The following is a 26,598-nucleotide window of genomic DNA, read 5'->3' as shown; positions in this document are numbered from 1 at the left end:
CGGCCCTGACCGGCTGGACCGACGCCGAGGGCATGCTGCGGCTGCTCTACGGCCGCCGCGGCGGCGACGCGGTCGCCGGGTTCGTCACGCTGTCGGCGGTACCCCAGCGCGTCGGCGCCGCCCGTCGCGACGGTGTGGCCGCGGTGACCGTCGATCGGGGGCTGCCGGCGCGGGACGCGCCGGTGCCGCCGTGGTCGCTGTCGAGCGTGAAGTCGGTTTCCTACGCGCTGTTCACCGCCGCCCAGCGGTACGCCGCCGCGTGCGGCGCGGCCGACGCCGTGCTGGTGTCGTCGGACGGCTTCGTCCTCGAGGGCGCGCGCGCCTCGGTGGTGATCTCGCCGGAGCCGGGCGTCCTGCTGACACCGCCGCCCGCGGCGCCCGTGCTACCCGGAACCACGGTGGACGCCCTGTACGACGCGGCGTCGCGTGCCGGCTGGCGCTGCGAGCATGGCTGGCTGACGGTGGCCGACCTGCGTGCGGCACAAGGTGTTTGGTTGCTGTCGAGCGTGACGCTGGCCGCGCGCGTGCACACGCTCGACGGTGTGGGGTTGGCCGCGGCCCCCCAGGACGCCGACGTGTCGGCGCTGGTGGCCGCCGCGATCGGATAATCGGTTGTCGGCCTCTGGATTCGGGAGTACGGTCGCTCGTACACAGGGAAGGAGGTGGTCCGACAAATTGATTCACCAAAGGACATGTGAGGTGGCTGCCCGCTAGCAGCACCAGGGTATTCGTGGCTGGGACGTACGCGTCCCGAGTGCAGCGAGACACTGCGCGCGCTGGCGAATTCCCGGCAGTCACCCGGCCCCCGAGCCCCCCGGTCCGTCCGACCAGGGAACCACGGCTCGGGGGCCGCTTCCGTTCTTCAGCAGGATCGACTCAGTAGGGTCGACCCGTGCGTCGAATCGTCCTGCTCGTCCTGACCGCCCTGCTGGCCCTCGTCGCCGCACCGCCCGCCGTGGCCGCCGCGCCCGACTGGTCCGGCCTGGACGCCGGCACCTACGCCGGCAGGATCCCGGCTCCCGGCGGCCTCGTCGACGACGTCCCGCTGGCCCCCGCGCTGAGCCTGCCCTCGGCGGCGGCCGCCTACCGGATCCTCTACGCCACCACCAACGTGCGCGACCAGCCCGCCGTCAGCACCGCCGCCGTGTTCGTCCCCGCCGGGGTCGCCCCCGAGGGCGGGTGGCCCGTCGTCGCCTGGGCGCACGGGACCGTCGGCCTCGGCGACGACTGCACGCCGTCGGCGCACCCCCGCAGCGACCGTGACGTCGAATACCTCGACCACTGGCTCGATCAGGGTTACGCGGTGGTCGCCAGCGACTACACCGGGCTGGGCACGCCGGGGTTGATGAGCTACCTCGGCACGGTCACCACCGCGCACGGCATCGTCGACTCCGTGGTGGCCGCCCACCACCTCGACGTCCCCCTGTCGCCTCGCTGGGCCGTCGTCGGACAGTCCCAGGGCGGGGCCGGCGCCGTCGCGGCCGCGCGCTATGCCACGCAGTTCAGCGCCGGCACGGGGCTGGACTACCGCGGCGCCGTGGCCACCGGCACCCCCGCGTTCATCGAGGAGCTGGTGGCCAAGGCCGGACCCGACATGACGCTGCCACCCGGCCTCGGGTCCAAGGCCAACGCCTACTCCGCCTACATCCTGGCCGCCTTCCGCGACGCCCGCCCCGACCTCGACGTGAACTCGGTGCTGAGCCCCGCAGGCAGGAAGGCCGCCGACGACGCCGCGACGATGTGTCTGGCCAGTCTCGACACCGCGCTGCAGGACGAGTCGCCCCGGGACTTCTTCGGCGCGCCGCTGGCATCGCTGCCCGGCGTCGACGCGGCGCTGGCGAACTACATGGGCATCCCGACGAGTGGCTACGACCGACCGGTCTTCCTGGGCGTCGGCATGCAGGACCGCGACGTCCCGCCGACGTCGTCGCTGCGGCTCGCCGACGCCATGCGTGCGCAGGGTCAGCCCGTCGAACTGCACGTCTATCCCGACGAGGACCACGGGGGCACGGTGCTGGCGTCGATGGCGGACTCCACGCCGTTCCTGGCGCGCATCTTCGCCTGAGTCAGGCGGCGGGTCCCGGCGCGAACTCCGCGCAGGCCTGGCGGGCCTGCGTCCAGGTCTGCTCGTCGACGCCGGCGGGTGCGCCCGGTCCGGCCGGGGGAGTGGCGACACCGTGGTGCGCGAGGCATTCGGCGTACGAGCCGTGGCCCGAGGGGGCCGGGGTGGGATCTGGCTGCGGCGTCGGCGTGGACGCGCAGCCGGCCATCAGGGTGGCCGCCGCGGCCGCGAGCAGGAGTCGGCGCACTAGCCGATGAACCGGGCCAGCCGCGCCGACAGGTGCGGCACCAGACCGCCGTCGGCGTCGACGCGCTCCTCGACGTAGGCGAGGTCACCGCCCTCGACGATGCCGTACAACCGCTTCGCGCCGCCGACCAGCACGCCCGACTTGCTGCGCGCGAGGGCGTCGGTGGCCAGCTCCCACGACGCCTGGTTCAGCGGCGTCCCGTAGAAGAGTTCGACGAACCCGGCGGAGTGCGCCAGCATGACCTCGATGGCCTGCGTCTCGGCGGGATCGGCGGGGTCGTTCACGAAGCGCCAGTAGCCGGTCTCGCGCAGGTCCGGGCCGAGGTAGTCGCCGTCGGCGGACAACCGCCACGACCGCGATTCCCAGTTGAGGTATTCGCCCCCGTCGTGAGACACCACGATCTGCTGGCCGAAGTGATAGTCGCCGTCGTCGCCGCGGCCCTCGCCCTCGCCGCGCCACACTCCGACCAGCGGCAGCAGGGCCAGCAGCGCGTCGTTGAAGTGCACACCCTCCCGCAGGTTGGCGGTATCGGCGGGCACGGGAAGGTCGGCGAAGGCCGGCACGTTGCGCGCCGCGGTCTCCTTGGCGCGCGCCGCCGCCGCAGCGACCGCACGATCACCGGATCCGGGCGTCACACCGCCCGGCGACGACTCGGAGGTCACGCCTCGTCGGTGATCAGCCGGTACAGCGCGTAGACCGCGAACCACGTGATCACCACGACGGCCACGACCAGGAGGATCTCGAAGAACAGGACCACGGTGTCAGTCTAAGACGTCGGTCGACGTCCGACCGCACGGGTCCGCCCTGCGAGCGTGCGGGAAATGTCACTCCGACGGCGTATTGCCGTGCGGATCCGCACGCTCGCGGGGCGAAACCCGGCAGCGTCGGACTCAGGCGACCTTGACGTCGACCTCGTGGATGCCCGCGCCCGAGGGGGCCACGGTGACGTCGCCGTTGCCGACCTTCGACAGCGCGCGCAGCGTCCACGTTCCGGGGGCGGCGAAGAAGCGGAAGTCACCGGTCGCCGACGCCACGACCTCGGCCGTGAACTCGTCGCTGGCGTCCAGCAGACGGACGAACGCGCCGCCGACCGTCTGGCCCGACCCGTCGACGACACGGCCGGTGATGACCGTCTCCTTCTCCAGGTCGACGCCCGCGGGCAACGTCAGTCCTTGCTTGGGGGCTGAGCACATATCACTTTCCCAACTCGATCGGGGCCCCCACCAGGGAGCCGTATTCCGTCCAACTACCGTCGTAGTTCTTGACGTTCTGGTGGCCCAACAGCTCCTGCAGCACGAACCAGGTGTGCGACGAGCGCTCCCCGATGCGGCAGTAGGCGATGGTCTCCTTGGTGCCGTCGAGGCCGGCCTCGGCATAGAGCTTGGCGAGGTCCTCGTCGGACTTGAAGGTGCCGTCCTCGTTGGCGGCCTTGCTCCAGGGCACGTTGATGGCGCTGGGGATGTGGCCGGCGCGTTGGCTCTGCTCCTGCGGCAGGTGCGCGGGGGCGAGGATCTTGCCGGAGAACTCGTCGGGGGAGCGCACGTCGACCAGGTTCTTCTCGCCGATGGCGGCGATGACCTCGTCGCGGAAGGCGCGGATGTCGTTGTTCGGGGCCGCGGCCGTGTACGACGTGGCCGCCCGTTGGGGCACCTCGGTGGTCAGCGGGCGACCGTCGAGTTCCCACTTCTTGCGGCCGCCGTCGAGCAGCTTGACGTCCTCGTGGCCGTAGAGCTTGAAGTACCAGTAGGCGTAAGCGGCGAACCAGTTGTTGTTGCCGCCGTAGAGGATCACGGTGTCGTCGTTGGCGATGCCCTTGTCCGACAGCAGCTTGGAGAACTGCTGCTGGTCGACGAAGTCGCGCTTGACCTGATCCTGGAGTTCGGTCTTCCAGTCCAGGCGGACGGCGCCGGCGATGTGCCCGTCCTCGTAGGCGCTGGTGTCCTCGTCGACCTCGACGAAGACGGTCTTGGGGGCGTCGAGATTGTTCTCGGCCCACTCGGCGGAGACCAGGACGTCGGAACGTGCCATGGACGAATTCCTTTCGATTGCTTGGGTTTACACGGTCAGGACGATGGTGCGGCCACGCGCCGCAGGCGGGCGGCGAGCGGGTACAGCTGGCAGCCCAGGCAGATGCCGAAGGCGGCGTTGAGGAAGGCGGCGACGATGGCCAACGCGCTCGCGCCCAGGCCGAGGGCGGGCACGCCGAGGGCGAACCCGGCCGTCCCCGCCACGGCGAAGACGAGGCCGACGGCCTGGGCGAACCTCAGCGGCGGCACGGGCTCACGCTCGGTGACCGGCCCCAACCGCGGGGCGACGACGGCGGCGAACACCCGGCCGTAGGGATGCCTGCGCGGTCCGGCCACGGCGCCGACCGCGAAGACCACCGCCTGCGCAGCGAGCAGGAGGGCCGCTACGGCACTGCTGACGGCGGACACCGCGACGGCGGCGACGAGGACGGCGGTGGTCACCCACGCGGTGAATCGGGGGCCGCGGACGTCGACCTGATCCGGTGCGCGGCCGACGCGGGCGTGGGTGAGATCTTGGTTGTGCACGGGAGAACTCCTGCTGTCGTCGGGGATCGTGGGCACGCCACGGGGCGCTGCTCGGAGTGCGGCACGTTCGCGACGCGCGCTACTCAGCAGCTACGACAACAACAGCAACAACCCGCGACGCGGCACAGATCGACCGTGCGGCGCTTGGTGAGCGTGGGCTCGAGGCGGGCTGACACGCCCAAGAGCTTACCCAAAGGCGGCCCCGTCAGGCCAACAGCGGTTCCAGCGCAGAGCGCAGGTCAGCGGCCTTCGGCACGTCGTTGATGCGGAAGCGGGGGCGCCCGTCGGCGCCGAACACGATGGTCGTGGGCAGCGACATCACCGAAAGCCGTTTCGCCGCCTCCGGATTGGCGTCGATGTCGATCTCCACGTGGCTGACCGCGGGCAGGTCCGCGCACACCTGCTCGATGACGCGCCGCACGGCCGCGCACGGCCCGCACCACGGCGCGGTGAAGTGCAGCACGGTCGGTCCGGTACGTGACAGCCCCAGGTCCGAGGTGTCGACGTCGGCGGCCTTGGCCGCGTCGCGGATCATGCCCTTGCGCAGCGTCAGCAGCTTGCCCACGACGTAGGCCACCCCCAGCGCGGCCACCAGCACCACCACGACGACCACGACCGACGAACTCATGGGTCCAGTCTGCTCATCGCGCGTCGAGCCCGTCCAGCGGCACGGTGACGCCGTCGGCGATGCCCTCCACGATGATGTCCGACCCGCGGGCGCCGCCGCTGGTGGGGGCGATGCCGAACGGCAACCGCATCCCGGGCAGCGTGGCCCGGAACGCGTCGAACACCGCCCCGCGCGACGCCTCGGGCACCTCGGTGTCGGCGGTGTTCGGGCCGGTGAGCACCGCGCGCGGGGTCAGCACGACGGTGGTCTGGTCGTCCCCGACGATGCTGAGGTCCACCGCGATGCTCACCTTCTCGCGAAAACCCGACGCCGTCGGCGTCCCGGTGAAGACGAGGCCCTTGCTGTCGGAGATGCCGGACTCCGTGGTGCCGCCGGTGGCGTCGTTGGTCTCCCGGGAGGGCGCCTCGACGAGCAGGTCCTTGATGCCCATGTAGCGGCCCAGGTGCGTGGAGTCGACGATGATGCGGCTCTCCAGCTTGCCGACCGGCAGCACCGCGTCGGGCCGCACCAGCCACGACGTCGCCGCCACGTCGACGTCGTGCATGGTGGCCTCGAGTGAGACCTTCCCCACCACCGGATGCGGCACGCCCTGCGCGCGCACCTCGACCTCGCGGAAGTGGTGATCGGCGGCCTGCCGCACGAACGGGAAGCCGAGGATGCCCACCCACGGGTCGAAGGCCAGGTCATTGGCGGTACGGATGCTGCGCGCCCAGCGGTACTCGGCGTAGATGGCGCTGCCGAAGTCGACGCCGACGACGGCCACGACCAGCGACGTGACGGTCGCGACGAGCCCGATCAGCAGCCTGCGCACCCGGTCATTCTGGCCCATGGGCCGCGGCGGTCTCCGCTCAGCGCGGCTAAAGGGCAGGTGGCACGCTATCGTGGGACGATCGCCGGCCCGTAACGGCCGCGTGTCGGCCGTGAATCTGGGCTGTGACCGAGGTGTCGTCGTCGCCGCCGACCCGGCCGCACCGCGGTTGCCAGGGGCATGTTGGAGGACCCGTTGGATCTATTGCTACTGACCGTCGACCCGCACCCCGAGTCCGTCCTGCCCTCACTAGCCCTGCTGCCGCACACCGTGCGCTCGGCGCCCACCGAGGTGTCCTCGCTGCTGGAGGCGGGGACCGCGGACGTCGCGATCGTCGATGCGCGCACCGACTTGGCGGCCGCGCGCGGACTGTGCCGCCTCCTGGGCAGCACGGGCACCTCGGTGCCCGTCGTCGCCGTGGTCAACGAGGGGGGGCTGGTGGCGGTCAACGTCGAATGGGGGCTCGACGAGATCCTGCTACCCACCACGGGCCCCGCCGAGATCGACGCCCGGTTGCGGCTGCTGGTCGGCCGTCGTGGCGGCGCGGCCGACCAGGAGTCCGTCGGCAAGGTGCACCTGGGCGAGTTGGTGATCGATGAGGGCACCTACACCGCGCGGCTGCGCGGCAAGCCGCTGGACTTGACCTACAAGGAATTCGAACTGTTGAAGTACCTGGCGCAGCACGCGGGGCGGGTGTTCACCCGGGCCCAGCTGCTCCAAGAGGTGTGGGGTTATGACTTCTTCGGCGGCACCCGCACCGTCGACGTGCACGTCCGGCGGCTGCGCGCCAAGCTGGGGCCCGAATACGAGTCGTTGATCGGCACCGTGCGCAACGTGGGTTACAAGGCCGTGCGCCCGGCCCGCGGCAGGACCGCACCGGGGATCGAGCTGGCCGGCGACGACGACGCCGAGGGTGCCGAGGACTTCGAGGACGTCGGGGAGGCCGACGACTTCTCCGACCCCATGCACGCGCAGTGATCGCCTGGCGCGACGCGCTGTCGGACACCGAGCAGGATCGGGTGCGCCAGCTGGTGGCCGAGGCCCGCACCGCCGACGGCGTGGCCCCGGTGGGCGACGGGGTGCTGCGGGAGCTGGCACACGGGCGCACCCGCCATCTCGTCGCTGCGGATGCGGACCACGAGCTGGTCGGCTACCTCAACCTCGCGCCCGCCGATCCGGAGCAGGACGCGCCGCCGATGGCGGAGGTCGTCGTCGCCCCCGCCGCGCGTCGACGCGGCACCGGCGCCGCACTGGTCCGCGCCGCGCTCGCCGAGGGCGGCCCGTCGACGCGGGTGTGGGCCCACGGAAGCCTCGGGGCGGCTCAGGGGCTGGCCGCGGCGCTCCGATTGCGCAGCGTGCGGGAGCTGTGGCAGATGAGCAGGCCGCTGGCGGACCTGCCGCCGATCCCGGACGTGCCGGGCGTGGTGCTGCGCACCTACGCCGGCCCCGACGACGACGCCGAGCTGCTGCGCGTGAACAATGCCGCGTTCTCGTGGCATCCCGAGCAGGGCGGCTGGACCGAGGCCGACGTCGCCGAGCGGCGCGCCGAGGCATGGTTCGACCCCCGCGGGCTGTTCCTCGCGTTCGACGGCGACAGCGGCCGCCTGCTGGGCTTCCACTGGACCAAGCGGCACTCCGAGGAACTCGGCGAGGTGTACGTCGTCGGCGTCGACCCGGCCGCGCAGGGCCGCGGTCTGGGCGCCTACCTGACGCTCGTCGGCATACACCATCTGGGTGACGTGCTGGGGTCGGCGGCGACCGTCATGCTCTACGTCGAGGCGAACAACGCGCAGGCCGTCAAGACGTACCGACGCTTGGACTTCTCCGTGGTCGGCGTGGACGTGGCGTACGCCTCCCGTTAGCCCCTGGGCTGTGAAGTCGCTGAGGCTGTTCACGGTTCGTTCACCTTGCATCCGCGAGCCGTCAACCAGGGCCGCATACGTTGCCGGAGGGTTTGAGACCGTCAACCGAAAGTGGGATCAGTGAAGCTCAATCGCATTGGCAAGGGTGTGGGCGCGGCGCTCTCGATGACCGCCGCCACCGCCCTGCTGCTGACCGCCTGCGGCAGCGACAACAACTCGGGTTCGTCGTCGTCCTCGTCCGCAGCCGGAGCCTCGGCGTCGCCGGCGGAGTGCGGTGGCAAGGCCGCACTGACGGCCGAGGGCTCGACGGCCCAGCAGAACGCCATCGCCGAGTTCAACAAGGCGTGGGGGCAGGCCTGCTCCGGCAAGAACCTCTCGTACAACCCCACCGGCTCGGGCGCGGGCCGCCAGCAGTTCATCGCCAAGCAGGTCGACTTCGCGGGCTCCGACTCGGCGCTGTCGGGCGACCAGGTCGCCGCCGCCGCCCAGCGTTGCGGCGGCAACCCGGCATGGAACCTGCCGCTGGTCTTCGGCCCGGTCGCGATGGCCTACAACGTCGAGGGCGTCGACAAGCTCGTCGTCAACGGCGACGTGCTGGCCAAGATCTTCCAGGGCCAGATCACCAAGTGGAACGATCCCGCGATCGCCGCGCTGAACTCGGGCGCCACGCTGCCCGACACCGCGATCACGCCGGTCTACCGCTCCGACTCCTCGGGCACCACCGACAACTTCCAGAAGTACCTCGGTGCCGCGGCGCCGCAGGCCTGGACCAAGGGCGCGGGCAGCGAGTTCCAGGGCGGCGCAGGCGAGGGCGCGCAGAAGTCCTCCGGCGTCGTGCAGGCCGTGCAGGCCACCCCCGGTGCCATCGGCTACGTGGAGAAGGGCTTCGCCGATCAGGCCGGTCTGAAGATGGCGCAGATCGACAGCGGCGCCGGTGCCGTCGAACTCACCGACGACTCGGCCAAGAAGGCCATCGACGCCGCGAAGTTCGCCGCCGAGGGCAACGACCTGGCACTGGACCTGAACTCGCTGTACGGCACGAAGGAGGCCGGCGCCTACCCGCTGGTCCTGGCCACCTACGAGATCGTCTGCTCGAAGGGCTACGACGCCGACACCGCCGCCGCGGTCAAGTCGTTCCTGACGGTGGCGGCCAATCAGGGCCAGGCCAACCTGGGCGCCGCCGGCTACGTGCCGCTGCCCGACGCGTTCAAGCAGCGGTTGCTCACCTCCATCGACGCGATTGCCTAGTCCGCTGGCACGACGCGGCTGACGAGACGAAGATGAGGGCCTGACCGAATGACCGACAAGGTCTCTGACGGGATCGACGTGACGACACCACATCCGACGGGCGCAGGGTCGGGCGAAACCTTGGCTTCGCCCTTCGGCGAACCCGACCCCATCTCGACCAACCCGAACCGGGGTGGCCGGATCCGGATGGGTGATCGCATCTTCCGCGGTCTCTCCGAGGGCGCCGGCATCTTCATCGTCGTGCTGATCGGCGCGATCGGCGTCTTCCTGCTGTGGCGCGCCATCCCGGCGTTGGCGCGCAACGAGGAGAACTTCTTCACCTACGGCGGCAACTGGATCACCACCGACACGTCGGCGATGCACTTCGGCATCCTCGACCTGCTCCAGGTGACGGTGTTCGTCTCGCTGTTCGCGCTGGTGCTGGCGATGCCGGTGGCCCTCGGCATCGCCATCTTCCTCACGCAGTACTCACCCCGCAGGCTGGCAGGTCCACTCGCGTACATGGTGGACCTGCTGGCCGCGGTGCCCTCGATCGTCTACGGCGTGTGGGGCCTGTACGTGCTGGCCCCCGTACTGCGGCCGTTCGCGACGTTCCTGAACGAGAACCTCGGTTGGCTGTTCCTGTTCAAGACGGGCAACGCGTCGGTGGCCGGCGGGGGCACGATCTTCACGGCGGGCATCGTGCTCGCCGTGATGATCCTGCCGATCATCACGGCGGTCACCCGCGAGGTGTTCATCCAGACCCCGCGCGGACAGATCGAGGCGGCGCTGGCGCTCGGCGCCACCCGCTGGGAGGTAGTGCGGACCACCGTGCTGCCGTTCGGCATGTCGGGCTACGTCTCGGGCGCCATGCTGGGCCTCGGGCGCGCGCTGGGAGAGACCATCGCCCTGCTGATCATCCTGCGTGGCACCCAGACGGCGTTCAGTTGGACGCTGTTCGACGGCGGTTACACCTTCGCCAGCAAGATCGCCGCGACGGCGAGTGAGTTCAACGACCAATACAAGGCGGGCGCCTACATCGCCGCGGGCCTGGTGCTGTTCATCCTGACGTTCGTGGTGAACTCGCTGGCACGCGCCGCCGTGGCAGGGAAGGGCAAGTCATGAGTTCACCGACCCTGGACCGCCCCGTCAAGCAGTCGACCTTCCAGGGCGTCGGCGCGCGGCGGCAGCTGACCAACAACGCGGCGACCGTACTGGTCTCGCTGTCGGTGCTGGTGGCGCTGGTCCCGCTGCTGTGGGTGCTGTACTCCGTGATCACCAAGGGTTTCAGCGCCATCGTCTCACCCACCTGGTTCACCAATTCGCAGTCCGGCATGACGGCGTTCGCCGCGGGCGGCGGCGTCTACCACGCCATCGTCGGCACGGTGCTCCAGGGCCTGGTGTGCTCGATCATCTCGATCCCCATCGGCGTCTTGGTGGCGGTCTACCTGGTGGAGTACGGCGGTGGGACGCGGCTGGGCCGGCTGACCACGTTCATGGTGGACATCCTGACCGGCGTGCCCTCGATCGTCGCCGCGCTGTTCATCTACGCGCTGTGGGTCGCGACGCTGGGCTTCGAGCGATCGGGTTTCGCGGTGTCGCTGGCGCTGGTGCTGCTGATGATCCCGGTGATCGTGCGCGCGACCGAGGAGATGCTGCGCATCGTGCCGATGGATCTGCGCGAGGCCAGTTATGCCCTCGGCGTGCCGAAGTGGAAGACGATCGTCCGCATCGTCATCCCCACGGCGCTGTCGGGCATCGTCACCGGCGTCATGCTGGCGCTGGCACGCGTGATGGGGGAGACGGCGCCGTTGCTCATCCTGGTGGGGTACGCCCAGGCCATGAACTTCGACATGTTCGGCGGGTTCATGGGGTCGCTGCCCGGCATGATGTACGACCAGATCTCGGCCGGTGCCGGCGCCAACCCCGTCCCCACCGACCGGCTCTGGGGCGCGGCGCTGACGCTGATCCTGCTCATCGCCATCCTCAACGTCGCGGCCCGTCTGGTCGCCAAGTTCTTCGCACCCAAGAAGGTTTAGGAGCAACCATGGCCAAGCGCCTGGATCTCAAGGACGTCAACATCTACTACGGCTCCTTCCATGCGGTCGCGGGCGTCAGCCTGTCGGTGGAGCCGCGCAGCGTCACCGCCTTCATCGGGCCGTCGGGCTGCGGCAAGTCCACGGTGCTGCGCACGCTGAACCGCATGCACGAGGTGATCCCCGGCGCCCGTGTCGAGGGATCGGTGCTGCTCGACGGCGACGACATCTACGGCGCGGGCGTCGACCCGGTGGGCGTCCGCAAGACCATCGGCATGGTGTTCCAGCGGCCGAACCCGTTTCCCACCATGAGCATTCGCGACAACGTGGTGGCGGGGCTGAAGCTGCAGGGCGTGCGCAACAAGAAGACCCTCGACGACGTCGCCGAGCGGTCGCTCAAGGGCGCCAACCTGTGGAACGAGGTCAAGGACCGCCTCGACAAGCCCGGCGGTGGGCTCTCCGGCGGTCAGCAGCAGCGCCTGTGCATCGCGCGGGCCATCGCGGTGCAGCCCGACGTGCTGCTGATGGACGAGCCGTGCTCGGCGCTGGACCCGATCTCGACGCTGGCGATCGAGGACCTGATCTCGGAGTTGAAGCAGGACTTCACGATCGTGATCGTCACGCACAACATGCAGCAGGCCGCCCGCGTGAGCGACCAGACGGCGTTCTTCAACCTCGAGGCCACCGGCAAGCCGGGCAGGCTGATCGAGATCGACGACACCGAGAAGATCTTCTCCAACCCCACGCAGAAGGCGACCGAGGACTACATCTCCGGCCGCTTCGGCTAGCGATTTCGGCGCGCTGACGTTCGCGTAGCGAACGAAAGCGCGCCGAAATCGCTCAGGGGACCAGCACGGTGCGCGTGCCCGAGGGTTCCGGCGTCGTCCACGCGGCGGCGACGTCGGCCAGGGGGCGGGTCTGGGTGGTGAGTTGCAGCCGGCCGTCGGCGAGCATGGCGAGCAGTTCGGGCAGCGCCTCGGTGCGGGCGCGTGTCATCACCTCCGGGGGCACGCTGCCGATCCCGATGCCGGACAACGTGATTCCCGTTCCGCGCAGGATGCCGGCGGGGAGGTCGATGGTGTTGCCGGTCATGGAGCCGATCTGCACCCAGCGCGTCGCGTGGTAGTGCGTCGACGGGTGACTGTCGGCCAGCGCCTGCAGCGTGCGCTGGGCGGGCTCGCCCCACAGGTAGTCGAGCACGGCGTCGAACGGTCGCCGGGCGTGCATCTCGGTGACGCGTGCGGCCACGTCGTCGTCGCGCATCGAGATCGCATCGTCGGCGCCGACGCCGCGCAACCAGTCGAGGCGCGCCGCGTCCCGGCCGGCCACCACGACGCGGCCGGCGCCGAAGCGCTTGGCGGCCAGTTGCACGGCGGTGGCGCCCGTGACACCGGTGGCGCCGAGCACCAGCACGTGGTCCCCGGGCTTCACCGCGGCACCGAACTCCAGTGCCATCCACGCCGACATGCCCGGGTTGGGGATGGCGGCGGCGGTCACGGAGTCGACGCCGTCGGGCACGGGGAACGCCGAGTCGGGGTGCACGAGCGTGCGTTCGGCCATCATTCCGTGGCCGGGGAGGCCGACGGCGTAGAGGCGGCGGCCGTCGTCGAGGCGCACGACGCCGTCGAAGCCAGGGATGGCGGGTAGCGGGATCTCCTTGCTGGCGTAGTGCTTTCCGGACACCAACGCGCGGGTCAGGTTGGTCAGTGGGGACGCCTCGACGGCGGCGACGACGGCACCGTCGCGGGGTTGCGGTTCGGGGTGCTCTTCGTAGGCCGGGGTGGCACCCCATTCGTGGACGACGGCTGCCCGCATGTCGACTCCTCCAGGTTGGTTTCCATCAATACGGTTTCTATGGAAACAATCTACGCACGGATCGTCGCGGTGGCAATATGGTTTCTGTGAAAACCAAAGCGGCGCTGATCGCGGACATCGACCGACTGGTGAGCGCCGTCGGCGACAAGTTCGACGGCGACGACGACGGTGACGCCGAGCGCGACTTCATGGTGGGGCTCACCCCGCGCCGACTGCACGACGCGCTGCGGACGCTGCCGACGCTGTCGCTGCACCTGTTGGCCGCCATCGCCGAGGGGCCGGTGAGCGTCGTCGGCCTGGCCACGCGCGCAGGCCAACTCAAGGGCACGGTGTCCAAACACGTGCACCGCCTGGTCGCGGCCGGACTGGTGGCGCGTACGCCGCTGCCGGACAACCGCAAGGAGGTCGAACTGTCGCTCACACCCGACGGTGAGCTGGTGGCGGCCGCCCACCGCCAGCTGCACGCCGAGATGGCGGCCGGGCTGGCGGACTTCCTGCGCCGCTATGACCAGCACGAACTCGACGTGCTCGCACGGGTGCTGCGCGACCTGTTGGCGGCGGGCAAGGACGGCGTGCGCCTGCGCCCCCCGGACCGCGCTAGCGGGGCGAGCTGAACTCCTCGTCGGCGGGCAACGCGCCGGTGACCTGGAAGATGACCCGGCGTGCCACCTCGACCGCGTGGTCGGCGAAGCGCTCGTAGAAGCGGCTCAGCAGCGTCACGTCGACCGCGGCCGTCACGCCGTGCTTCCACTCCCGGTCCATCAGGACGTTGAACAGGTGGCGGTGCAGGTCGTCCATCGCGTCGTCTTCGTCGCGGATGCGCGCGGCCTTCTCCGGGTCGTGGGTCTGCAGCACCTCTCGGGCGCTGTGGCCCAGTTCGACTGCCACGCGGCCCATTTCGGCGAAGTAGCCGTTGACCTCCTCGGGCAGCGCGTGCTGCGGGTGACGACGACGGGCGATCTTGGCGACGTGCAGCGCCAACGCGCCCATGCGGTCGATGTCGGCGACGATCTGGATCGAGCTGACGATCGCGCGCAAGTCCCCGGCCACCGGTGCCTGCAGGGCCAGCAGCACGAACGCGGCCTCCTCGGCGCGCGCGCTCAGCGCGGTGATTTGCTCGTGGTCGGTGATGACCTGCTCGGCGAGCACCAGGTCGGCCTGCAGCAGAGCCTGGGTGGCGCGCTCCATCGCGACTCCGGCAAGGCCGCACATCTCGCCCAGCTGATCGGACAGCGTGGCCAATTGCTCCTGGTACACGGTACGCATGCGGGCAAGCCTACGGTCTGAGCGGGCCAAACGTCACGATGTCGCAGGTGAACGGACGATGAATGGGACGGGCGTCCAATCACTCACAGCTGGTGTCGGCGGCGTTGGTGACGTTGAGGTCTTCTGGCAATTGCGTCGGTTCGCTCTTGGTGTCCTTCACCACGCGCACCTGTACCGGCGAGCCGCTGGGCGACGGCGCGGCCACCGCGGAGAAGTCCGAGCCCAGCACCACGCGAATCTCGTTGCCCATCCCCGAGACCCGTTCGATGGTCGGGTTCTTGAACGACGATGCGACGGTCGCGGCCGCCTCCTCGTTGCCCGCGGAGAAGAACACCGTGGTGGAGTCGAGCGGCCCGGGGTAGTCGTCGGGATCGACGACCTTGAAACCGTGCTGCTGCAGCGCGCTGGCGGCCGTCGCTGCCAGCCCGTTCTCGCCCGTGGAGTTCGACACCCGCACGGTGACCGCGCTGGGGTCGGTGGTGACGGCGTCGACCATCTCGCCGCCGTGGGCGTCGGAGGTGGTGGGGGCGGCACCGTTGGTGGGAGCGGCACCGTTGGTGGGGGTCTCGGGCACCGGGGTGTTGTCGGCGTTGCGCTCCTCGGGCAGCGGATCGTCGTTGATGATCGCGTCGAACAGGGCGCGCATGTCGTCGGTGCGGGGGACCTCGTTGCCGTACTGGTCGGCGTATCCGACGGTGGGCACCGTGATGAACGAGATGCGCCCGGCGTTGACGCCCTGGATCGACTGGCCGAGGTCGACGAGGTCCTTGGTCTGGATGTTGTCGACGTAGCTGTCGGCGATGAACATGTTGACGACGTTGTTGAGCTTGTTGAGCGAGAAGAACGTGTCCTTGCTGATCAACGAGCGCAACAGCGACGACAGGAACAGCTGTTGGCGTTTGATGCGGCCGTAGTCGCCGTTGGTCTCGGTGGTCACCTGCCGCGCCCGGACGTACTGCAGCGCGGTGTGCCCGTCGATGATCTGCCTGCCGGCATTCGGCAGGACGGTGCCCAGCTCGTAGTCCTCCAGCGGGGTGGTGCTGCACACCTCGACGCCGCCCAGCGCGTCGACCATGGTCTGGAAGCCCGCGAAGTCGACGGCCATGAACCGGTTGATCGACAGGCCCGACATCTTCTGGATGACCTTGACCAGACACTTGGGTCCGCCGACGGCGTACGCCGAGTTCAGCTTGGTCTCGGTGTACGCCTCGTCGAGGCCGTACATCGGCGATTCGGGATCGGTGATGGGGCCGTACTTGCCGGTGCTCGGATCCCACGGTTCGCACTTGATGGGGGTGATGGACAGGTCGCGGGGGAACGACACCGCGACCACGCGCTTGCGGTTGGCGGGGATGTTCACCAGCATCACCGTGTCCGAGCGCGCGCCGGCGGCGTCGTCGGTGGTGCCCGCGCCCACGTCGCTGTTGACGCCGATGCGGCTGTCGGTGCCGACGATGAGGAAGTTCTCGTCGCCGAACTGGGCGTTGGGGTCCAGGATGTCGCGCGAGTTCAGGTCGAGCGCGGCGACCTTGTTCAGGCTGCGGTTCTTCGACGACTGCCACTGCCAGGCCGCGCCCGTGGATGCCAGCGCCACGATCGCGATGAGCGCGGCGGCGACGCGGCCCACCGCCATGGCCGACCGGCGGCTGCGGCGGGCGCGGACGGCGGGCAGCACGGTCGTCTGATCCGAGGCGTCGGCGCCGCGCGGCGTTCCGGTGAGCACGGGCAGCTCCGACGCGTGCGCAGGCAGTGCGGGCAGCACGTCGGTGCGAGGGTCGTACGTCGGGTCGGCTGCCGGTGACTCGGCGGCCGAGTCCCCGCCGCGAGCGGCGAGGAAGTGCCACGTGATGGGATCGGGGCCGACGGGGTCGACGTCGGCGGGGGTCTCGTCGGAGGGGGTCTCGTCGGCGGGGGTCTCGGGTTCGGGCTCACGGCTGCGCCTGCGGCGGGGCCGGTCCGGGCTTGCGAGGGCCTTGGCGGCCTGGGCGGTCTGGTCGGCGGCCTCGGAACGCGCCAGCTTGGCGATGAGGTCGGCGACCGTGACGCCGTCGGTGTGATTGCCTGCCGGGACCGCGGCGGCCGGATCGGCCCCGGAGTCGTCGGCGCCCCCAGCGCCCTGAGCGCCCCCAGCGCCCTCAGCGCCCGCGGTGTGCTCGGGGTGGTCTGTGTGGTCGACGGGGTGTTGCGAACCCGTCATGCGCTCCCACGGCGCGGCGCCTGGTGCCGGCTTGGTGGATCGGGTAAGCCAGTGATCGACGTCCCGACCGTCGCCGTCGGGCTGTGTCGGGCGCCCACGTCCACGAGCGGCGTCGTCACCGTCACTCATGTCCAGAAGGCCTCCGGCTGCGCCCGCGGCACAGCATTCCGATCGTGTGCGACCCGCCGGGTGGGCGCACGTCGTTGGCGTCGCAGCGCGACGCCCGATTGCTTTGAACCAACACTGTACTGAGCAATGGGGAAGGCAAGCCAGTCGGCGAGCGTGACAGTGGGGTATCGGGGCAATCTCGACACGGTCTCGAACCCGCGGATCAGCCCCCCGAGTGCATGACGTCGGCGCCCGCGGGCACCGTGCAGTCGTCGGGGTCGTCGAGCCAACCTTCCGGCAGGGACACCGACCCCGCCGAGCCCTGCCTGCCGCGTGGCCCCTCGGCCGCCCGCGGGAACGGGACGTCCGGATCGAGCCTGCCGAGCAGGTCGTCGAGTTCGGAGAGCGTCTTGACCAGGGCCAGGCCGCGGCGCAGGTCGGCCCCCGCGGGGAAGCCGTGCAGGTACCACGCGACGTGTTTGCGGATGTCGCGCATGCCCTTGTCCTCGCCGAAGTGCGCGGCCAGCAGCTCGCCGTGGCGGCGGATGATGCGGGTCACCTCCCCGAGCGTCGGCGGCGTCTTGATCTGGCGGCCCCCGAAGGCCGCGGACAACTCGGCGAACAGCCACGGCCGGCCCAGGCAGCCGCGGCCGATCACCACGCCGTCGCAGCCGGTCGCCGCCATCATGGCGAGCGCGTCCTGAGCGTCGAAGATGTCGCCGTTGCCGAGCACCGGCACGTCGGTGACGTGTTCCTTGAGCGCGGCGATCTGGCTCCAGTCGGCCGTGCCCGAGTAGCGCTGCGAGGCCGTGCGGGCGTGCAGCGCGACGGCCGCCGCACCCTCCTGGGCGGCGATGCGGCCGGCGTCGAGGTGGGTGTGGTGCTGGTCGTCGATGCCCACCCGGAACTTCACGGTCACCGGGATGTCGGTGCCCTCCGTGGCGCGCACGGCGGCGGCGACGATCTGGCCGAACAGTCGACGCTTGTAGGGCAGCGCGGCGCCGCCGCCGCGACGCGTCACCTTGGGCACGGGGCAGCCGAAGTTCATGTCGATGTGGTCGGCGAGGTTCTCGTCGACGATCATCTTGGCCGCCGCGTAGGTGTTCGCCGGGTCGACGGTGTAGAGCTGCAGCGACCGCGGCGACTCCTCGGGCGCGAACGTCGTCATGTGCATCGTGACGGGATGGCGTTCCACGAGGGCGCGGGCGGTGACCATTTCGCAGACGTAGAGGCCGCTGACGGTGCCCTCGCGCTCCAGTTCCAATTCGCGGCACAGCGTGCGGAACGCGACGTTCGTGACCCCCGCCATGGGTGCGAGCACGACCGGGCTGCGCAACGCGAAGGGCCCGATCCGCAGGGACCGGGCCGTTCCGAGAGTCTGCGTCACGATGACGACGAGGTGCTGACCAGCAGGTTCTTCATGGCCTTCTTCTCGGCGACCTTGCGTTCGCGTTCGAGGCGCCGCTCCTTGGCGGACTCGAACTTGACGCAGGCCTCCTCGAGTTCCTCGACCAGCACGCCCAGGTCGTCGCGCAGCCGGGCAGCCTCGCCGGTGAAGTCGTCGCGCTCGAAGATGCGCCACTTCTTCAGCACCGGCATCACGACGTCGTCGAGGTGGATGCGGGGGTCGTACACCCCGCCGACGGCGATGATCACGGCCTTGCGGCGGAACTCGGGCACCGTGTATCCGGGCATCTTGAAGTTGCGCAGCACGCGGTGCAGCGACGTCATGGCCTGGTTGGGGGCCGCGTCCAGGCCGGCGGCCGAGATGTCGCGGTAGAAGATCATGTGCAGGTTCTCGTCGGCGGAGATGCGTCCGAGGAGCTGGTCGGCGATGGTCTCCTCGCAGGCCTTGCCGGTGTTGCGGTGCGAGACGCGGGTGGCCAGCTCCTGGAAGGTCACGTAGATGACCGAGTCGAAGATGCTCTCGGCGAACAGGTCGCCCTGCTGGTTCTGGCCGGGGGAGAAGCCGCGGGTGACCTGCTCCATGCGCAGGGTCTCCAGCTCGACGGGGTCGATGGCGCGGGTCACCAGCAGGTAGTCGCGCAGTGCGATGCCGTGCCGGTTCTCCTCGGCGGTCCAGCGGTTCACCCACCAGCCCCAGGGGCCGTCCATGGTGAAGTTCATCGCGATCTCGCGGTGGTAGGCGGGCAGGTTGTCCTCGGTGAGGAGGTTCTGCACCATGGCGGTCTGCGCCACCTCGGAGAGCTTGGACTCCTCGGGGCTCCACTCCTTGCCGCCCAGGGCGTAGAAGTTCTTGCCGTCGGACCACGGGATGTAGTCGTGCGGGTTCCAGTCCTTGCGCATCCGCAGGTGCCGGTTGATGTTCTCTTCGACGACGGGTTCCAGCTCGCGTAGCAGCTGGATGTCGCTCATATCGGTCGACATTGGCGCACTGGTCCTCTCGTGTCGGTTGCGGTCGGCGGTGACCGGACCCGAATTATCTGTACCCGTTGGTTGCAGTCAATATATCTGTGTACTCCGGTGACATTCAAGCGTCGTGACCCCAGTGTGACGGGTGTTGCACGGGAGGCCTCGCACCGACACGCAACGCGGTAGCATCCGTGCTGGACGCCAGTCGTCCAGCAAAAGCACGGGTTCACCTGGTAACGACGAGAGGTTGCGGCAACGTGAAGAGGGCCACGATTTTTGGTGCCACGTCGATCGGCGCCGCGGCGGTGGTCACGGCGTTGCTGGGAGCGGGCGCCGCGCACGCCGACGACGCCGTCGTCGGGCAGACGTTCGCCGACGCGAAGGCAGCGCTCAGCCAGCGCGGCATGTCGGCTCAGGTCACCACCACGGTCGGAGACCGTAAGGACTGGAACGACTGCATCGTCACCAGCGCCCAGCCGGCGGCGAGCATCGACGGGTTCGGCGACTCCCGTGGATCGGTGATGAACGTGAACCTGAATTGCTACGCCAAGTACGGCACCGCCAACTGGCCGGGCTTCTCGCTGCAGAGCCCCGAGGGTCGCAAGATGTACGAAGCGGATCTCGCAGCAAAGCAGCAGCAGGAGGCCCAGCAGCGGGCCGCCCAGCAGCAGGCCGAAGCCGACCAGCTCGAGGCGGCCGGAGCGCAGACCGCCGGCGAGTAATCGCTCGTCACGCCCCGCTCCGGAGCGTTCCCGCCAGTCGTCGAACTACCTCAGCGCGGACGTGCGCGGGGCGGTAGCATCCCTGCACGAGTTGGAGCTGTAACGACGATGGGTAAATGAGGCGAACGTGAAGAAGCTCACTGTCATCGGTTCGGGCGCACTCGGTGCGTTCGCGATCTCGGCGGTGCTGGGCACCGGCGTCGCGGCGGCCGACGACTATGCCGGCAAGACGTATGCCGACGCCTCGTCGGCGGCGAGCGACAGCGGCCTGACGGTCGTCGTGGCGGCTCGCGTCGGTGACAAAGAGGCCCAGGACGACTGCCTGGTGACCCGCTCGCAGAACGCGCCGTTCACCAGCGCCGTCGACGGTTCGAAGGTCTCGGGCACCGTGCAGTTCTACTTGAACTGCAATGCCGGCGTCGCCTCCGCCACCAAGCCCGGCAACTCGCTCGCCAGCCCCGAGGGCCGGACGGCCAAGGCCGCCGAGGAAGAGGCCGCAGCGCAGCAGCAGCAGGAACTGGAAGCCGTCAGCACCCCGGACCAGTAGTCCGTCAGCTCGGCCGTCAGCTCGTGGACGCCCGGTGCAGCAGCATCTCGACGCAATAGTCGATGAACTGCTCCCGGGTGGTCGCGAGTCTGCCGCCCAGGTAGGCGGTGAACAGCGCCGTCAGTGCGCCCACCAACCCGGTTGCGGCCATCGCCTGCACGGCGGGATCGGTGATGCGCGTCAGCTTGCGCTGCAGCAGCTCGATGAAGCTCGGCATCCACTCCGCGCCCGAACGGGCCAGGACGGGCTCGCGTTCGGGCGCGATCAGCAGCACGCGCCCGCGTGCGGGGTCGTCGACCATCAGGGTGACGAAGCGTTCCACGGCGTCGCGCGGCGTCGTCGACGACGTGAGCGTGGCCATCGCGGCCGTGCACACGTGGTCGTAGACCGCGCGGACGAATTCGTCGCGATCGGCGAAGCTCTCGTAGAAGTAGCGCTCGGTCAGGCCTGCGGCGCGGCACACCGCGCGGACGGTCAGCGCCGGGCCCGTGGGGCCGCCGAGCAATTCGACGCCTGCGGCCACCAACTTGTCCCGACGCAGCACCTGCCGGTCGCCCAGGGGGACGCCGGACCACTGGCTTCGTCGTTGACCGGACGTCACATGCCTCCTAAGCTCACGGGTGACAACGCACGTAGTCAGAATTGCTCCGACTGCTCGGGAGATTCCGCCAGTGACACAAGATACGTCCCCAGCCTGCCCCGTCACCAGCGACGCCACGGTGGCGGCGGGCTGCCCCGTGGGTCCCGGCGGGTACGTCGCGCCGCCCGCGCCGCTGGGGCCCGACTCGCTGACGTGGAAGTACTTCGGTGACTGGCGCGGCATGCTGCAGGGCCCCTGGGCGGGCTCGATGCAGAACATGCACCCCCAGCTCGGTGCGGCCGTCGAGGAACACTCCACGTTCTTCACCGAGCGATGGCCGCGGCTGCTGCGCTCGCTGTACCCGATCGGCGGCGTCGTGTTCGACACCGACCGGGCGCCGCGCACCGGCGCCGAGGTGCGCGACTACCACGTGACCATCAAGGGCACCGACGCGCAGGGCAGGCGCTATCACGCGCTCAACCCCGAGGTCTTCTACTGGGCGCACTCGACGTTCTTCGTCGGCACGCTCATCGTCGCCGACCGGTTCTGTGGTGGCATCACCGAGGACCAGAAGCGCCAGCTCTTCGAGGAGCACAAGACCTGGTATGCCATGTACGGGGTCTCCATGCGGCCGGTGCCCGAGACGTGGGAGGACTTCCAGGCCTACTGGGACCACATGTGTCGCCACGAGCTGGAGAACAACTTCGCCGCGCGCGCGGTGCTGGATCTGCGCGAGCTGCCCAAGCCGCCGTTCCTGACCGCGCTGCCCGACTGGGTGTGGGCGCTGCAGCGGCCACTGTTGGCGCGGTTCTTCGTGTGGTTCACCGTCGGCCTCTACGACCCGCCCGTGCGGGAGCTGATGGGCTACTCGTGGTCGGAGCGCGACGAGCGGCGGCACCGCCGGCTGGGGCGTCTCGTGGGCCGCGTGTTCGCGTTGCTGCCAGAGCGGGCGCGGATGCATCCCCGGGCGCGGGCGGGCTGGGATCGGGCGACGGGTCGGTTGCCCGCCGACGCACCCCTGCCGGAGACCCTGGCGCGCAACCTGCCGCCGCTATCCGAGCGCGACAACCCGATGCACTACTGCCCTCGGGTCTGACGGCTCTCAGTCGAGGACGTTGATCCGCAGCGGGAACGACATGCTGCCGACGCCCTCGATGGTCTGGTGCACCGTCACCGGCCCCGACTGCGCGGCCGCCACGCCGACGGGCGTCACCAGGAAGCGGTTCTCGCCGTTGCGGGCGTCCACGACCACGTCGCCCTGGGCGAGCACGCGGCGCGTCCCCTCGGCGTCGACGAGTTCGAGGGTCATGGGGTAGGGCTGCTGGTGATCGGCCGGCTCGGTCTGCATGAGCGTCACGACGTAGTACGGCGCCACGGTCTGGCCCGCGGGCAGCTCGGTACCTGCCGCGGCGGTGCGCGGGGCTTCGATCCAGTCGAGGACCCCGCCCACGACGACGAGCTTGCGGTCGACGATCGCGGCGTGCTGGGCCAGGAAGAGTCCGGTGATCTGCACGGCGCCACCCTAGTTGGGCGCAGCCGGTGCGAGCGTGGTGCCCCCAGTAGGGCTCGAACCTACGACCTGCGGATTAAAAGTCCGTAGCTCTACCAACTGAGCTATAGGGGCGCGGTGAATCAGGATACTGGTCGACCCGGTTTGGAGATGAGGGTGTCGGTCACCTAAGCTATCGAAGCCTTCCGCACGAGAGTGCGGAGAGCACCCCGAAGAGATTCGGCTTGGCCCCCTTCGTTTAGCGGCCTAGGACGCCGCCCTTTCAAGGCGGTAGCGCGGGTTCGAATCCCGTAGGGGGTACGACGCACCGGGTGACACCGGTGTGGAGCAGTACAACGCAAGGCCCTGTGGCGCAGTTGGTTAGCGCGCCGCCCTGTCACGGCGGAGGTCGCGGGTTCGAGTCCCGTCAGGGTCGCCAGTACGGCGAGGCAGTTGGTGTGAAGCCGGCCGCCTTCCGGCCAGGTAGCTCAGTTGGTACGAGCGTCCGCCTGAAAAGCGGAAGGTCGCCGGTTCGATCCCGGCCCTGGCCACTTCGGATTCACACCGTTTCCGGTACCGGTGCGGTCAGCATCGCGGCCAGCAGCGTGACGATCTCCTCGGGGCTCCCGACGGCCGTGCGCTCGTACTCCGCCAGCAGCGCGAACATCGCCGTCCCCAGCGCCATCAACCGTCGCCGCCGAGCCGCCGCGTCCGCCGTCGGCACCGCCCGCGCCAATCGATTCAGCACGTCGGTCCACGCCGTGTCCTCGCTGCCCTCGGTGTCCGTCGGCAGGTAGACCGCTGCGGCGCGCAGGAATTGGGCGTAGCAGTCGCTCTGCACCGTCGTCAGCGGCACCACCAGCACCCGCAGCAGCGCGTGGACGTCGTGGCGCGCCGCGTCGTCGAGGGTATCGAGCATCAGGCGGCGGGCCTCCTCCATCGGCTCCAGCCGGCGCCGCACCACCGCGTCGATCAGGTCTTGGCGGTTGCGGAAGTGGTAGTTGACCGCGGAGTTGTTGCGCTGCCCGGCGGCGACCGCGATGTCGCGCAGCGGTACCTGCGCCCCGCGTTCGGCGATCAGCCGTTCGGCGGCATCCAGGATGGCCGTGCGCGCCTGATCCCCCCGCTTCATGGGCGCCGATGGTAGCGGCCGGTCGGCCCAGGGGACGAGCCCGTCGACCACCCCAAACCGGCCGCGCAACTAAGCGATGATGCTTAAATGGATGTCACCGACGAGGGGAGGCGGCATGCACGTCGCAACGAACGGCGTCTCGGACGCCGACGGCGTCCGCGAGATCGACACCGGCACGCCCATGACCCGCTTCGCCCGCGGCTGGCACTGCCTCGGACTGGCCGAGGCCTTCCGCGACGGAAAGCCCCACGGCGTCGACGCGTTCGGTACGAGGCTGGTGGTGTTCGCCGACGCGACCGGTGACCTGCAGGTGCTCGACGCCTACTGCAGGCACATGGGCGGCGACCTCTCCCGCGGCTCGGTCAAGGGCGACTCGGTGGCGTGCCCCTTCCACGACTGGCGCTGGCAGGGTTCCACCGGCCGCTGCTCGCTGGTGCCCTACGCCAAGCGCACCCCGCGGCTCGCCCGTACCCGACGCTGGCTCACCGGCGAGGTCAACGGGCAGCTGCTGGTGTGGCACGACCCCGAGGGGTCGACACCCACCGCCGACCTGTTCCCGCCCAGCATCGACGGCTACGTCGACGGTCGCTGGTCGCCCTGGTCGTGGAACTCGATCCTGATCGAGGGCTCGCACTGCCGCGAGATCGTGGACAACAACGTCGACATGGCCCACTTCTTCTACATCCACCACGCCTACCCGACGTACTTCAAGAACGTCATCGAAGGTCATACGGCCAGCCAGTTCATGGAGTCGAAGGCTCGTCCGGACACCACCAGGAACTTCGAAAGCCTCTGGGAGGGAACGAAACTGCGATCGGAGGCCACCTACTTCGGGCCGGCCTACATGATCAACTGGCTGCACAACGACGTCGCGCCCGACTTCACCATCGAGGTCGCCCTGATCAACTGCCACTACCCGGTGACGCACGACTCCTTCGTGCTGCAGTGGGGCGTCGCGGTTCAACTCGTTCCGGGCATGCCCGCCGACCACGCGGCCAAGCTCGCTTCCGCCATGAACACGTCGTTCGGCGAGGGCTTCCTGCAGGACGTCGAGATCTGGAAGCACAAGAGCCGCATCGAGAATCCGTTGCTCACCGAAGAGGACGGGGCGGTGTATCAGCACCGGCGATGGTACGAGCAGTTCTACGTCGACGCGGCCGACGTGACGTCGGACATGACGGACCGCTTCGAGCTGGAGGTGGACACCACGCACGCCAACGACTTCTGGCAGCACGAGGTGGCGCGCAACCTCGCCGACACGCCGCTATGACGACGCTCGACGGCAAGGTCGCACTCGTCACCGGCGCGTCCTCGGGCCTGGGCGCCGCGACGGCGCGACTGCTGTCCCGAAGGGGCGCAACGGTGTTCGGCATCGCCCGCGATGCCGAGCGGCTGGCCGAGGTGTTCGCCGACGTCCCCGGCGGTTCGTATGCGACGGTGGACGTGGCGTCACCGCAGGCCTGCCGCGACGCCGTGGAGCGGTGTGTGGCCCGGCACGACGGTCTGGACGTGTTGGTGAACGTGGCGGGGCGCCACGAGATGCGGCGCACCGAGACACTGGCCGACGACGACTGGGACGCCGATCTCGCGGTGAACCTCAACGGACCGTTCCACCTCTGCCGCGCCGCACTGCCGCACCTGCTCGCCCGCGCCGGCAACATCGTCAACGTCGCCTCGATCGCGGGTCTCGAAGGTCAGGCGTACTCCGCAGGCTACTGCGCGGCGAAACACGGCCTGGTGGGACTGACCCGCGCGCTGGCCGTCGAATACACCGCCACCCAACTTCGGGTCAACGCGGTGTGCCCCGGCGGCATGCTCACCCCGCAGGTCGAAGGGTTCAGTGCGCCCGACGATCCCGACTACGGGCTCATCATGCGGACGGCCTCGCCCCGCGGGCTGATGCAGCCCGCCGACGTCGCCGAGGTCATCGCGTTCCTCGCCAGCGACGCCGCCGTCGCCGTGCACGGAGCGGTCTACCGCGTGGACAACGGCAAGGGCGCCGGCTGACCCCGGACGGCCGGCGCCGAGACCGTCACACGTCGTCGGCCTTGCGCGCCCGGCGCTGGGCGTCGGCCAGTTCCTCGAGCCGGTCGGCGGTGTCCCGCTTGTCCGCGGCGTCGCCGGCCTTGTCCCTGGCATCGTCGAGTTGCGCCTCGGCAGCGGCCTTCTCGGCCTTCTCCCGAGCCTTGATCGTCGACTGCTCGGCACGCCGGGCGCCCTCGACCGTCTGAATCCGCTTCGCGGCCACCTCGTCGACGTTCTTCTTGGCCGCAGCCGTGCGCGCGGCCGCGTTCTCGGCGGCGCGGCGCTTGCGCTGCGCGGCGTCGGCGCGTGCCGTCGCCACCTCGTCGGCACGCCGTTGGCGGGCGGCCCTGGCCTCCTCGGCGGCTTCGGTCTTGGCCCGCTGGAACTCCTCGTCGGCGCGCTCACGCTGTGCGTCGCTGCGGGCCTCGAGATCGGCCGCCCGGGCCAGGATGTCGCTGCGCTGGGTCAGTGCGGTGCCGCGCGACGCCAGCTCGGCGTCGCCGAGCAGCCGGCCGACGGTGGCGTCGAGCGTGCCGAGGCCGCGTTCGTAGGCGAGCCGGACGGGGGCTTCGTCATCCCACCGCGCGACGATGCGGTCTTCGACGAATTGCAAGGGCAGCCGGGCCAATCGGTAGTGCAGGCGCAGCACGGACAGGGGAATGGTGGTGACGTTCATTCGCGTCGCTCCTCGGGGTGTTCTGTAACGGGGCGGGTCAGGGCAGATCGAAGTTCTCGGTCAGTTCCTCGGCGTCGTGGCGCAACCGTTGCGCCTGCACGCGCGGTGCGGCGGCGTCGCGCGCGTCGGCGGCGTGCTCGGCCGTTGCGGCCTGGGCGTCCTCGGCGGCGGCGGCGACGCGGTCACGCTCCTCGGCGTCGGCAGCGGCCTCGTGCCTGCGGGCCTCGGCCTCGGCCTGGGCGCTCG

At 70.0% G+C, this 26,598-nt stretch carries 32 protein-coding genes and 4 tRNA genes; 17 read left to right on the top strand and 19 right to left on the bottom strand.

Annotated features, from left to right (window positions below; all coding sequences use genetic code 11):
* Both AC30CM_RS24390 and AC30CM_RS24385 read left to right on the top strand, forming a co-directional pair.
* A partial coding sequence (locus AC30CM_RS24390; protein ID WP_490119493.1) for an aminotransferase class IV occupies positions 1–608 on the top strand: 608 nt, incomplete at its 5' end.
* A 284-nt stretch (positions 609–892) separates the two neighbouring features.
* The gene (locus tag AC30CM_RS24385) at positions 893–2,065 is read left to right on the top strand and encodes a prolyl oligopeptidase family serine peptidase (protein WP_490119492.1); all 1,173 of its coding nucleotides are present in this window, start codon (positions 893–895) and stop codon (positions 2,063–2,065) included.
* A gap of 1 nt (position 2,066) precedes the next feature.
* On the opposite strand, the gene AC30CM_RS24380 is transcribed toward AC30CM_RS24385, so the two are convergent.
* The 8 genes from AC30CM_RS24380 to lmeA form a co-directional block, all read right to left on the bottom strand.
* Positions 2,067–2,309 carry a hypothetical protein gene (locus AC30CM_RS24380; RefSeq protein ID WP_490119491.1) on the bottom strand — a complete coding sequence of 81 codons (243 nt, stop codon included), beginning with the start codon at positions 2,307–2,309 and terminating at the stop codon, positions 2,067–2,069.
* Positions 2,309–2,971, bottom strand: a complete 663-nt coding sequence (locus AC30CM_RS24375; RefSeq protein ID WP_490119490.1) for a heme-binding beta-barrel domain-containing protein — start codon at positions 2,969–2,971, stop codon at positions 2,309–2,311. Before AC30CM_RS24375 ends, AC30CM_RS24380 begins: the two co-directional genes overlap by 1 nt.
* A 228-nt stretch (positions 2,972–3,199) precedes the next feature.
* Positions 3,200–3,502, bottom strand: coding sequence for a DUF1416 domain-containing protein (locus AC30CM_RS24370; RefSeq protein WP_490119489.1), 303 nt, complete (start codon positions 3,500–3,502; stop codon positions 3,200–3,202).
* Between the two features lies 1 nt (position 3,503).
* Positions 3,504–4,337 carry a sulfurtransferase gene (locus AC30CM_RS24365; RefSeq protein WP_490119488.1) on the bottom strand — a complete coding sequence of 278 codons (834 nt, stop codon included), beginning with the start codon at positions 4,335–4,337 and terminating at the stop codon, positions 3,504–3,506.
* 35 nt (positions 4,338–4,372) lie between these two features.
* Positions 4,373–4,861, bottom strand: a complete 489-nt coding sequence (locus AC30CM_RS24360) for a DUF4395 domain-containing protein (RefSeq protein WP_490119487.1) — start codon at positions 4,859–4,861, stop codon at positions 4,373–4,375.
* An 83-nt stretch (positions 4,862–4,944) separates the two neighbouring features.
* Positions 4,945–5,037 carry an Ms5788A family Cys-rich leader peptide gene (locus tag AC30CM_RS24355; RefSeq protein ID WP_490119486.1) on the bottom strand — a complete coding sequence of 31 codons (93 nt, stop codon included), beginning with the start codon at positions 5,035–5,037 and terminating at the stop codon, positions 4,945–4,947.
* 29 nt (positions 5,038–5,066) lie between these two features.
* Positions 5,067–5,489 carry a thioredoxin family protein gene (locus AC30CM_RS24350; RefSeq protein ID WP_490119485.1) on the bottom strand — a complete coding sequence of 141 codons (423 nt, stop codon included), beginning with the start codon at positions 5,487–5,489 and terminating at the stop codon, positions 5,067–5,069.
* A 13-nt stretch (positions 5,490–5,502) separates the two neighbouring features.
* Positions 5,503–6,318 (bottom strand): mannan chain length control protein LmeA, encoded by an 816-nt coding sequence (lmeA, locus tag AC30CM_RS24345; protein ID WP_490119484.1) that lies wholly within the window; start codon positions 6,316–6,318, stop codon positions 5,503–5,505.
* Positions 6,319–6,492: 174 nt separating this feature from the next.
* Here lmeA and AC30CM_RS24340 point away from each other — a divergent pair, with 174 nt between their 5' ends.
* From AC30CM_RS24340 to pstB, 6 genes are all read left to right on the top strand, one after another.
* Positions 6,493–7,275, top strand: coding sequence for a winged helix-turn-helix transcriptional regulator (locus AC30CM_RS24340; protein WP_490119483.1), 783 nt, complete (start codon positions 6,493–6,495; stop codon positions 7,273–7,275).
* Positions 7,272–8,159 carry a mycothiol synthase gene (mshD, locus tag AC30CM_RS24335; protein WP_490119482.1) on the top strand — a complete coding sequence of 296 codons (888 nt, stop codon included), beginning with the start codon at positions 7,272–7,274 and terminating at the stop codon, positions 8,157–8,159. Before AC30CM_RS24340 ends, mshD begins: the two co-directional genes overlap by 4 nt.
* A gap of 120 nt (positions 8,160–8,279) precedes the next feature.
* Positions 8,280–9,407 carry a phosphate ABC transporter substrate-binding protein PstS gene (pstS, locus tag AC30CM_RS24330; protein WP_490119481.1) on the top strand — a complete coding sequence of 376 codons (1,128 nt, stop codon included), beginning with the start codon at positions 8,280–8,282 and terminating at the stop codon, positions 9,405–9,407.
* A 48-nt stretch (positions 9,408–9,455) separates the two neighbouring features.
* Positions 9,456–10,511 (top strand): phosphate ABC transporter permease subunit PstC, encoded by a 1,056-nt coding sequence (pstC, locus tag AC30CM_RS24325; RefSeq protein ID WP_490119480.1) that lies wholly within the window; start codon positions 9,456–9,458, stop codon positions 10,509–10,511.
* Complete coding sequence (gene pstA, locus AC30CM_RS24320; RefSeq protein WP_490119479.1) at positions 10,508–11,425, top strand: phosphate ABC transporter permease PstA; 918 nt, start codon at positions 10,508–10,510, stop codon at positions 11,423–11,425. The genes pstC and pstA overlap by 4 nt, the downstream gene beginning before the upstream one ends.
* An 8-nt stretch (positions 11,426–11,433) precedes the next feature.
* Complete coding sequence (pstB, locus tag AC30CM_RS24315) at positions 11,434–12,210, top strand: phosphate ABC transporter ATP-binding protein PstB (protein WP_490119478.1); 777 nt, start codon at positions 11,434–11,436, stop codon at positions 12,208–12,210.
* Between the two features lie 52 nt (positions 12,211–12,262).
* On the opposite strand, the gene AC30CM_RS24310 is transcribed toward pstB, so the two are convergent.
* A complete protein-coding gene (locus AC30CM_RS24310) occupies positions 12,263–13,237 on the bottom strand; it encodes a quinone oxidoreductase family protein (protein WP_490119477.1) in 975 nt (324 codons plus the stop codon).
* A gap of 86 nt (positions 13,238–13,323) precedes the next feature.
* Between AC30CM_RS24310 and AC30CM_RS24305 the strand changes: the two genes are divergently transcribed.
* A complete protein-coding gene (locus AC30CM_RS24305; RefSeq protein WP_490119476.1) occupies positions 13,324–13,851 on the top strand; it encodes a MarR family transcriptional regulator in 528 nt (175 codons plus the stop codon).
* On the opposite strand, the gene phoU is transcribed toward AC30CM_RS24305, so the two are convergent.
* The 4 genes from phoU to AC30CM_RS24285 all read right to left on the bottom strand — a co-directional run bounded on the left by phoU (position 13,835) and on the right by AC30CM_RS24285 (position 19,196).
* Entirely contained in the window at positions 13,835–14,503 is a 669-nt protein-coding gene (gene phoU / locus AC30CM_RS24300; protein ID WP_490119475.1) for a phosphate signaling complex protein PhoU, read from the bottom strand. The two genes, AC30CM_RS24305 and phoU, sit on opposite strands and share 17 nt — an antisense overlap.
* Positions 14,504–14,582: 79 nt before the next feature.
* The gene (locus AC30CM_RS24295; protein WP_490119474.1) at positions 14,583–16,829 is read right to left on the bottom strand and encodes an LCP family protein; all 2,247 of its coding nucleotides are present in this window, start codon (positions 16,827–16,829) and stop codon (positions 14,583–14,585) included.
* A gap of 202 nt (positions 16,830–17,031) precedes the next feature.
* Entirely contained in the window at positions 17,032–18,198 is a 1,167-nt protein-coding gene (gene dusB, locus AC30CM_RS24290) for a tRNA dihydrouridine synthase DusB (RefSeq protein WP_490119494.1), read from the bottom strand.
* Positions 18,192–19,196 (bottom strand): acyl-ACP desaturase, encoded by a 1,005-nt coding sequence (locus tag AC30CM_RS24285; protein ID WP_490119473.1) that lies wholly within the window; start codon positions 19,194–19,196, stop codon positions 18,192–18,194. Before AC30CM_RS24285 ends, dusB begins: the two co-directional genes overlap by 7 nt.
* Positions 19,197–19,438: 242 nt before the next feature.
* On the opposite strand from AC30CM_RS24285, the gene AC30CM_RS24280 reads away from it, so the two are divergent.
* Both AC30CM_RS24280 and AC30CM_RS24275 read left to right on the top strand, forming a co-directional pair.
* A complete protein-coding gene (locus AC30CM_RS24280) occupies positions 19,439–19,903 on the top strand; it encodes a hypothetical protein (RefSeq protein WP_490119472.1) in 465 nt (154 codons plus the stop codon).
* Positions 19,904–20,030: 127 nt separating this feature from the next.
* Complete coding sequence (locus AC30CM_RS24275; protein ID WP_490119471.1) at positions 20,031–20,450, top strand: hypothetical protein; 420 nt, start codon at positions 20,031–20,033, stop codon at positions 20,448–20,450.
* A 16-nt stretch (positions 20,451–20,466) separates the two neighbouring features.
* Here AC30CM_RS24275 and AC30CM_RS24270 read toward each other — a convergent pair whose 3' ends face one another.
* Entirely contained in the window at positions 20,467–21,051 is a 585-nt protein-coding gene (locus AC30CM_RS24270) for a TetR/AcrR family transcriptional regulator (RefSeq protein WP_490119470.1), read from the bottom strand.
* Between the two features lie 70 nt (positions 21,052–21,121).
* On the opposite strand from AC30CM_RS24270, the gene AC30CM_RS24265 reads away from it, so the two are divergent.
* Positions 21,122–22,126 carry an oxygenase MpaB family protein gene (locus AC30CM_RS24265; RefSeq protein WP_490119469.1) on the top strand — a complete coding sequence of 335 codons (1,005 nt, stop codon included), beginning with the start codon at positions 21,122–21,124 and terminating at the stop codon, positions 22,124–22,126.
* Between the two features lie 6 nt (positions 22,127–22,132).
* Here the strand turns inward: AC30CM_RS24265 and AC30CM_RS24260 are convergent, their stop codons facing one another.
* Entirely contained in the window at positions 22,133–22,543 is a 411-nt protein-coding gene (locus AC30CM_RS24260; RefSeq protein ID WP_490119468.1) for a hypothetical protein, read from the bottom strand.
* A 35-nt stretch (positions 22,544–22,578) separates the two neighbouring features.
* A tRNA-Lys gene (locus AC30CM_RS24255) sits at positions 22,579–22,654 on the bottom strand.
* Between the two features lie 113 nt (positions 22,655–22,767).
* On the opposite strand from AC30CM_RS24255, the gene AC30CM_RS24250 reads away from it, so the two are divergent.
* The 3 genes from AC30CM_RS24250 to AC30CM_RS24240 all read left to right on the top strand — a co-directional run bounded on the left by AC30CM_RS24250 (position 22,768) and on the right by AC30CM_RS24240 (position 23,070).
* A tRNA-Glu gene (locus tag AC30CM_RS24250) sits at positions 22,768–22,840 on the top strand.
* Between the two features lie 41 nt (positions 22,841–22,881).
* A tRNA-Asp gene (locus AC30CM_RS24245) sits at positions 22,882–22,958 on the top strand.
* 38 nt (positions 22,959–22,996) lie between these two features.
* A tRNA-Phe gene (locus AC30CM_RS24240) sits at positions 22,997–23,070 on the top strand.
* 8 nt (positions 23,071–23,078) lie between these two features.
* Here the strand turns inward: AC30CM_RS24240 and AC30CM_RS24235 are convergent.
* The gene (locus AC30CM_RS24235) at positions 23,079–23,651 is read right to left on the bottom strand and encodes a TetR family transcriptional regulator (RefSeq protein WP_490119467.1); all 573 of its coding nucleotides are present in this window, start codon (positions 23,649–23,651) and stop codon (positions 23,079–23,081) included.
* A 115-nt stretch (positions 23,652–23,766) separates the two neighbouring features.
* Between AC30CM_RS24235 and AC30CM_RS24230 the strand changes: the two genes are divergently transcribed.
* Positions 23,767–24,921 (top strand): 3-ketosteroid-9-alpha-monooxygenase, oxygenase component, encoded by a 1,155-nt coding sequence (locus AC30CM_RS24230; protein WP_490119466.1) that lies wholly within the window; start codon positions 23,767–23,769, stop codon positions 24,919–24,921.
* On the top strand, positions 24,918–25,658 hold the full coding sequence (locus AC30CM_RS24225) for an SDR family NAD(P)-dependent oxidoreductase (protein WP_490119465.1): 741 nt from the start codon (positions 24,918–24,920) through the stop codon (positions 25,656–25,658). The genes AC30CM_RS24230 and AC30CM_RS24225 overlap by 4 nt, the downstream gene beginning before the upstream one ends.
* Positions 25,659–25,683: 25 nt before the next feature.
* Here AC30CM_RS24225 and AC30CM_RS24220 read toward each other — a convergent pair whose 3' ends face one another.
* A complete protein-coding gene (locus AC30CM_RS24220; RefSeq protein WP_490119464.1) occupies positions 25,684–26,352 on the bottom strand; it encodes an IF2 family translation initiation factor in 669 nt (222 codons plus the stop codon).
* Positions 26,353–26,389: 37 nt separating this feature from the next.
* Positions 26,390–26,598: hypothetical protein (locus tag AC30CM_RS24215; protein WP_490119463.1), on the bottom strand; the 209-nt coding region annotated here is incomplete at its 5' end.

Source organism: Mycobacterium sp. DHQP2018-32-09 (assembly GCF_058148405.1).
The sequence above is the reverse complement of the archived record's forward strand: the minus strand, read 5'-3'. Positions and strand labels throughout refer to the sequence as shown.